The following is a 7078-nucleotide window of genomic DNA, read 5'->3' on the forward strand; positions in this document are numbered from 1 at the left end:
TAATTCGAGATTCCGACGATCGGTGCACGATTCACGCTGCGTATCCCCCACTGCGGGGGTCGATCACTATTTCGTGCGCTTTTTCTTCGTACCTTTGCGGCCGTCGCGTGGCAGCCGGGTGAACGAATACTTGTCGGCGTCGGCGGCGGCGAGCAATTCCTCGGCGTGCGCGCGGCCGGTCTCGGTGTCGTCCATGCCCGCGAGCATCCGGGCGAGTTCGAGCACCCGCTCGGACTGCTGCAGCACCTTCACCCCGCTGCGGGTGATGCCGTCGGACATGCCCTTGTCCACCACCAGGTGCCGGTCGGCGAACGCGGCCACCTGCGGCAGGTGGGTCACCACCAGCACCTGGTGACTGGTCGCCAGCCGTGCCAGCCGCCGCCCGATCTCCACCGCGGCCCGGCCGCCGACCCCGGCGTCGACCTCGTCGAAGACCAGCGTCTGCACGGTGTCGGCGTGCGCCAGCACCACCTCGATGGCCAGCATCACGCGGGACAGCTCACCGCCGGACGCGGCCTTGTGCACCGGCAGCGGCGGCGCGCCCTTGTGCGCGCGCAGCAGCAGTTCGACCTCGTCCACCCCGTCCGGCCCGGCGTGGACCGTGCGGCCGCCGACCACCAGCGCGTGCGGATCGGACTCGTCGACCTCGCGCACCCCGACGGTCACCTCGATCTGCGCCTGGCCCATCGCCAGCCCGGCCAGTTCGGCGGTGATCTCCCTGGCCAGTTCCGCCGCGGCCACCTGCCGGGCGGCGGACAACCGCGCGGCGTGCTCGCCGAGCTGCCCGGCCAGTTCGTCGCGGCGCGCGGCCAGTTCGGCCAGCGCCTCCTCGGAGGTGTCCATCGTGGACAACCGGCTGCGGGCGTCCTCGGCCCAGGCGAGCACCCCGTCGATGTCGGCGGCGTACTTGCGGATCAGCTTCTTCAGCTCGGCCTGCCGGGCCAGCGCCTGCTCCAGGCGCGCCGGGTCGGCCTCCAGCGACTCGAGGTAGCTGCCCAGCTCGGCGCCCACGTCGGCGAGCAGCACGGCGGCTTCGGCCAGCCGCGGTTCCATGTCCCGCAGCACCTGGTCCTCGACTCCGGCCAGCCGCCGCTGCGCCTCCCCGACCAGGCCGAGCGCGCCGGGGGCCTCCACGTCGCCGTCCTGCGCGCCGGAGACCGCGTGGTGCGCTTCGGTGGCCGCGGCCCGCAGCTCGTCGATCGCGGACAGCCGCTTGATCTGCTCGGTCAGCTCGGTGTCCTCACCCGGCGTCGGCTCGACCGCGGTGATCTCGGTGAGCCCGAGGCGCAGCATGTCGGCCTGCTGGGCCAGCTCGCGCGACCGGGTGGTGCGGTCGGTCAGCTCGGTGACCACGGCCTGCCACTCCTCGCGGACGGCGCGGTACTGCTCCAGCGGCCCGGCCACCGCCTCCCCGGCGAACCGGTCGATCACCGCCCGCTGCTCGGCCGGGCGCAGCAGGCGGAGCTGGTCGTTCTGGCCGTGCACGGCCAGCAGCTGCTCGGACAGGTCGGCCAGCACACCGACCGGCACCGACCGCCCGCCGAGGTGGGCGCGCGAGCGGCCGTCGCTGGCCACCGAGCGCAGCGCGATCACCCCGCCGCCGTCCTCGACCTCGGCCCCGGCGTCACCGACGATGTCCAGCGCGACCTTGCCGGTCACCCCCTCGAACCGGCCCTCGACCAGTGCCTTCCCGGCGCCGACGCGGACCTTCGAGACCTCGGCACGTCCTCCGGAGAGCAGGTGCAGCCCGGTGACCACCATGGTCTTGCCCGCACCGGTCTCCCCGGTGACCACGGTGAATCCCGGGTGCAACTCGAGCAGGGCGTCCTCGATGACCCCGAGGCCCTGGATGCGCATCTCGGCCAGCACGCCTCCAACCGTAGTGCCCCCTCCGGGCGTCGCGCGCCCGGCACTCGCAACAACGGCGAAGTTGCCGGTGAAAACCGGTGCGAACGGGCCGTCAGCGTGGTTGGTCTCGGGAGGAGTCGCGCTCGCGCCAGCCCTTGACCGGCAGTTCGAACTTGTGCACCAGCCGGTCGGTGAACGGGCCGTCCCACAACCGCGCCAGCCGCACCGGCACCCGGCCGGCCACCACCCGCACCCTGGCCCCGCGCGGCAGTTCGATGTGCCGCAGCCCGTCGCAGGTCAGCACCGCGGTCGAGCCGCCGGGATCGATGCCGACGGTGATCACCGAGTTCCGCGAGACCACCAGCGGGCGCGAGAACATCGCGTGCGCGTTGCTCGGCACCACCAGCAGCGCCTCCACGTCCGGCCACATGATCGGGCCGCCCGCGGAGAAGGCGTAGGCGGTGGACCCGGTCGGTGTCGCGCACAGCACACCGTCGCAGCCGAAGGACGACACCGGGCGGCCGTCGACCTCGATCAGCGCGTCCAGGATCCGCACCCGCGAACTGCGCTCCACGCTGGCTTCGTTGAGGGCCCAGGTGCGTGCCACGATCTCGCCGTCCACGGCGACCGTGACGTCCACGGTCATCCGCTCCTCGACGCGGTAGTGGCCCTCCACCACCCGGCGCACGGTCTCCGCGATCGCGTCGGAATCGGCTTCGGTGAGGAAGCCCACCCGGCCCAGGTTCACCCCGAGCACCGGCACACCGGCCGGCCGCGCCAGCTCGGCGGCCCGCAGCAGGGTGCCGTCACCGCCCAGCACAAAAACCAGCTCGGTACCGGCCGCCGGATCGTCCTCCGGCGCGATCACCGTGCAGTGCGGGTCGTGGCCGTTGGCCTGGATGAGCTGCCGGACCTCCTCGTCGGCCACCCGCAACCGGACACCGGCCGCGGCCAGTTGCGCGGCCACCTCGCGCGCCGCCCCGGCGGTCGCGTCGCGATCCGGGTGCACGACAAGCAGAACCTCACGCCGAAGCGTCACGAAGGACCCTCCTGAACCGCGGTGCGGACCAGCTGGTCCACCTCCGCAGCCGACTCGGCGGCTTCACGCCGCAACCAGATGAAGTACTCGACGTTGCCGGACGGGCCGGGCAACGGGCTGGCGACCACGCCGTGGGGGCGCAGGCCGAGCGCGTCCGCTTCGGCGGCCACCGCGAGCACCGCCTCGGTGCGCAGTTCGGGATCGCGCACCACCCCGCCGCTGCCGAGCCGGTCCTTGCCCACCTCGAACTGCGGTTTGACCATCGGCAGCAGGTCCGCGCCGGGGTGCACGCAGTCCGCGAGCGCGGGCAGCACCAGGCGCAGGGAGATGAACGAGAGGTCGGCCACCACCAGGTCGACCGGCCCGCCGATCAGTTCGGGGGTCAGGGTGCGCACGTTCGTCTTGTCCAGCACGACCACGCGTTCGTCGGTGCGCAGGCGCCAGTCGAGCAGCCCGCGGCCCACGTCGGCGGCGACGACCTGAGCCGCACCACCACGCAGCAGCACGTCGGTGAACCCGCCGGTGGAGGCACCGGCGTCCAGGCAGCGCTTGCCCTCGACGGTGAGACCAGCCGATTCGAACGCCTCCAGTGCGCCGAGCAGTTTGTGCGCACCGCGGGACGCCCAGCCGGGGTCGTCCTCGTCACGCACCACGATCGCGGCGGCGGCCTCCACCCCGGTGGCCGGCTTGGTCGCCACCATGCCGCCGACGCTCACCTTGCCCTGCGCGATCAGCGAGCTCGCCTGCTCACGGGAGCGGGCCAGGCCGCGGCGCACCAGTTCCGCGTCGAGCCGTGCCCTGCGGGCCATCGGCGTCAGACCTTGTCGATGCTGGAGAGCGCGGCGGTCAGCTCGGTGTGCACGGTGTCGAAGCGCTCCACGTGCTCGGCGAGCGGGACGCGGTCCAGCCCGGCCAGTCCCGACACCGCCTCTTCGATCCCGGCGCGCGGATCGAGCTCCGGCGGCTGCGACTGCTGTCCCGGCGGCCCTGGCACCGGACGTGGAACGGGGTGGTTCTGCTGCACCCCACAACGCTAACCGATGAGGCGCAGTTCGTTCAGCGCGGCCTTCGCGGTGTCGTCGAGCGGTTTGACGCCGGTCACACCGGTGTCCCAGGCGGTGGCGCACAGTGCGCGCAGCAGGTCGGTGGAGTCGGCGGAGTCGCTGCCGCCGGTGCTGCGAACGGTGAGTTCGCCCTGGTCGGCGGTGACTTCCCAGCCCGGCTTCGGGGCGATCAGCGTCTGTTCGGCGGTGTCGCGCAGGCCGGTGATGTCGGCGGCGAGGAACCGCGCGCGCTCGGCGGGGACGGCGGCGATGAGGGTGGCGGGGGTGTCCACGCCGGTGAGCACCACCAGCGCGTCCAGTCCGGCCGCCACCGCACCGGCGATGTCGGTGTCGAGGCGGTCACCGACGACGAGCGCCCGGCCCACGGCGGCCGTGCGCATCAGCGGCGCCTCCGGCTTGCCCGCGACGACCGGCTCGCTGCCGGTGGCACTGCGCAGCGCGGCGACCATCGATCCGTTGCCCGGCAGCAGCCCGCGCTCGGCGGGCAGGGTCTTGTCGACGTTGCTCGCCACCCACAGCGCCCCGCCGCGGATCGCCAGGCACGCCTCGGCGAGGTTGGCCCACCCGGTGTCCGGCGAATGCCCCTGGACGACGGCTTCGACCTCGTCGGAGTTCTCCCGAACGGGCCGCAGCCCGACCGCTTCGACCTCGTCGCACAGCGCCTGCGCGCCGACGACGAGCACGTGGGCGCCGCCGGGCAGGCGCTCGGCGAGCACCTTCGCGGCGGCCTGGGAGCTGGTGTGCACCTCGTCGGGCTGGGCGTCGATGCCCATGCCGCTGAGGTGCTCGGCGACCGCGGCGGGGGCCTTGGACGCGTTGTTCGTGACGAACCGCACCGCCGTGCCGGCGGCCCGCGCCTCACCGACCACCTCCGGCGCACCGGGGATGACCCGTGCGCCGTGGTAGACCGTGCCGTCGAGGTCGAACAGCAGGGAGTCGTAGGCCGCCAGCAGGGAGTCACTCACCGTCGGCCTGGCCCAGTTCGGCCGCGCGCTCGGCGGCGTCGGTCTGCTCGTCCTCGTCGGCCTCGGCGGCGTGGAGGAACCAGCTGACCGCCTCGTCACGCCGTCCGGCGGCGGCGAGGTTGTCGGCGTAGGCGTAGAACAGGCGCGCGCTCCACGGTTCGCGCTTGCGGGCGTCGAGGTCGTCGCCCTGGAGGGAGACGACCGCGGCGTCGAGCTGCCCGAGGTCCCGGCGCGCCCCGGCGGCGACGATCTTCAGTTCGACCTGCACGTCCCGCGGCAGCCGGCTGGTGTCGGCCTCCTTGGCCAGGTCGAGCGCGCGCTCGGGGCGGCCCAGCGCCCGCTCGGAGTCGGCGATGATCGCGATGTGCGTGTCGGTCCGCGTCATCCGGCGGACGGCACGCAGTTCGGTGAGCGCCTCGGCCCACTTGCCGGAGTGGTAGGCGACCAGCCCGAGCGCCTCGCGCACGATCGGCACGCGCGCGGCCTTGGCCTTGGCGTACTTGGCGTGCTCGAAGGCGGCGTCGGGATCGGTGTCGATCAGCCCGCCCGCCGCGACGAGGTGCTTGCCGACGGTCTCGGCCAGCCCCTTCGGCAGGGTCCTCAGCTCGCGACGCGCTTCCTCGTCGAGGTCGGCGAAGTCGATGTCCTCGGGGAGTTCGGGGGCTTCGAGCAGTTCCTTGGCCAACTCGGCGTCGCCCACCTCGCGGGGCGCCCGGTCCTGACGGGGCTTGAACCCACCCGTCTTACGCGGCTTGAAGCCACCACGATCCCCTTCGCGATCGTCGCGCGACTTGAAGCTCCCGCGGTCGTCGTCGGACTTGTCCTGGGGCTTGAAGCCACCCCGGTCCTCACGAGGCTTGTAATCGCCACGGTCGCCGCCCGACTTGTAGCCACCACGGTCGTCGCCGGACTTGTAACCGCCGCGATCGTCCCGGGACTGGTGACCGCCACGGTCGCCGCCGGGCTTGAAGTCCCCGCGATCCTCACGGGACTTGGAGTCCTCACGAGGCTTGAAGCCACCACGGTCGTCGCGAGACTTGTAGTCCCCGCGGTCATCGCGGGACTGGTAACCACCGCGGTCCTCGCGGGATTTGTAGCCGCTGCTGCCTTGGCGGGGCTTGAAGTCCCGCGAGCCACCACGGTCATCGCGGGACTGGTAGCCGCCACGGTCATCACGCGGCTTGAAGCCGCCGCGATCCTCACGGGGCTTGTAGCCACCCCGATCGTCCCGCGACTTGAACCCGCCCCGGTCATCCCTGGACTGGTAGCCACCACGGTCGCCACCGGACTTGTAGCCGCCGCGATCGTCCCGGGACTGGTAACCGCCACGGTCGCCACCGGACTTGAAGTTCCCGCGGTCGTCTCGAGGCTTGAAGCCACTGCGGTCGTCACGGGGCTTGAAGCCGCCGCGATCATCGCGAGACTGGTAACCACCGCGGTCGTCGCGGGGTTTGAAACCGCCGCGGTCCTCGCGCGGCTTGTAACCACCGCGGTCACCGCTCGACTTGAAGCCGCCACGGTCGTCGCGGGGTTTGTAGCTGCTGCCCTCTCGGGACTTGTAACCACCGCTGTCCTCGCGGGGCTTGAAGCCACCCCGGTCATCGCGGGGCTTGAAGCCACTGCGGTCGTCGCGCGGCTTGTAACCACCGCGGTCGTCGCGGGGTTTGAAACCGCCGCGGTCTTCACGGGGCTTGAAGCCGCCGCGGTCGTCGCGGGGTTTGTAGTTGTTGCCGCCTTCGCGGGGCTTGAAGCTCTTCTGGCCGCCAGTACCGCCGGCGCGGTAGCCGCCGGTTCGGTTGCCGCGGGCGGCTTGCCCGCCGCCCTGTTGCTTGCCTCGGGGACTCGAGTCGCGCCGCCGCGGGCGACCGCCCTCGCGGTCGTCCTCAGAATCGCGCCGACCGAACTCGGACACCTGTCCTCCTAGCAGAGACCTCGAAAGTGGGATAGGCCCACACGGGGGCCAGCACGCAACTGTATCTGGCCGGTTCCGGCACCTCGTCGGCGCGGTCGCTCAACGGCCTCAGACAGCAAGAAGCGGGGGTCCGGACCACCCCCGGTCCCAAACCCCCCCCCCCTCCCGCACGCTGCGGTTTGGGGCGTCCTACCCTCCCCCACCCCCTCTCGTGCAGTAACATAGGCGCTGGGAGGGTTAGCTTCCGGGG

The 7078-nt window shown here is 72.3% G+C and carries 7 protein-coding genes; 1 reads left to right on the plus strand and 6 read right to left on the minus strand.

Features of this window, described 5'->3' with window-relative positions:
• Positions 1–66: 66 nt before the first annotated feature.
• The 6 genes from recN to AC07EG_RS16420 form a co-directional block, all read right to left on the minus strand.
• A complete protein-coding gene (gene recN / locus AC07EG_RS16395; protein ID WP_478253912.1) occupies positions 67–1869 on the minus strand; it encodes a DNA repair protein RecN in 1803 nt (600 codons plus the stop codon).
• A gap of 91 nt (positions 1870–1960) precedes the next feature.
• A complete protein-coding gene (locus tag AC07EG_RS16400) occupies positions 1961–2887 on the minus strand; it encodes an NAD kinase (RefSeq protein WP_478253913.1) in 927 nt (308 codons plus the stop codon).
• Positions 2884–3696, minus strand: coding sequence for a TlyA family RNA methyltransferase (locus AC07EG_RS16405; protein ID WP_478253914.1), 813 nt, complete (start codon positions 3694–3696; stop codon positions 2884–2886). Before AC07EG_RS16405 ends, AC07EG_RS16400 begins: the two co-directional genes overlap by 4 nt.
• A 5-nt stretch (positions 3697–3701) precedes the next feature.
• Positions 3702–3911: a hypothetical protein gene (locus AC07EG_RS16410; RefSeq protein ID WP_478253915.1), complete on the minus strand. Its 210-nt coding sequence runs from the start codon at positions 3909–3911 to the stop codon at positions 3702–3704.
• A gap of 9 nt (positions 3912–3920) precedes the next feature.
• Complete coding sequence (locus tag AC07EG_RS16415; protein WP_478253916.1) at positions 3921–4916, minus strand: HAD-IIA family hydrolase; 996 nt, start codon at positions 4914–4916, stop codon at positions 3921–3923.
• The gene (locus tag AC07EG_RS16420) at positions 4909–5601 is read right to left on the minus strand and encodes a hypothetical protein (protein ID WP_478253917.1); all 693 of its coding nucleotides are present in this window, start codon (positions 5599–5601) and stop codon (positions 4909–4911) included. Before AC07EG_RS16420 ends, AC07EG_RS16415 begins: the two co-directional genes overlap by 8 nt.
• A 255-nt stretch (positions 5602–5856) precedes the next feature.
• On the opposite strand from AC07EG_RS16420, the gene AC07EG_RS16425 reads away from it, so the two are divergent.
• A complete protein-coding gene (locus AC07EG_RS16425; protein WP_478253918.1) occupies positions 5857–6840 on the plus strand; it encodes a hypothetical protein in 984 nt (327 codons plus the stop codon).
• The last annotated feature ends 238 nt before the right edge of the window (positions 6841–7078 follow it).

This window comes from Amycolatopsis sp. NPDC045836 (assembly GCF_056431745.1).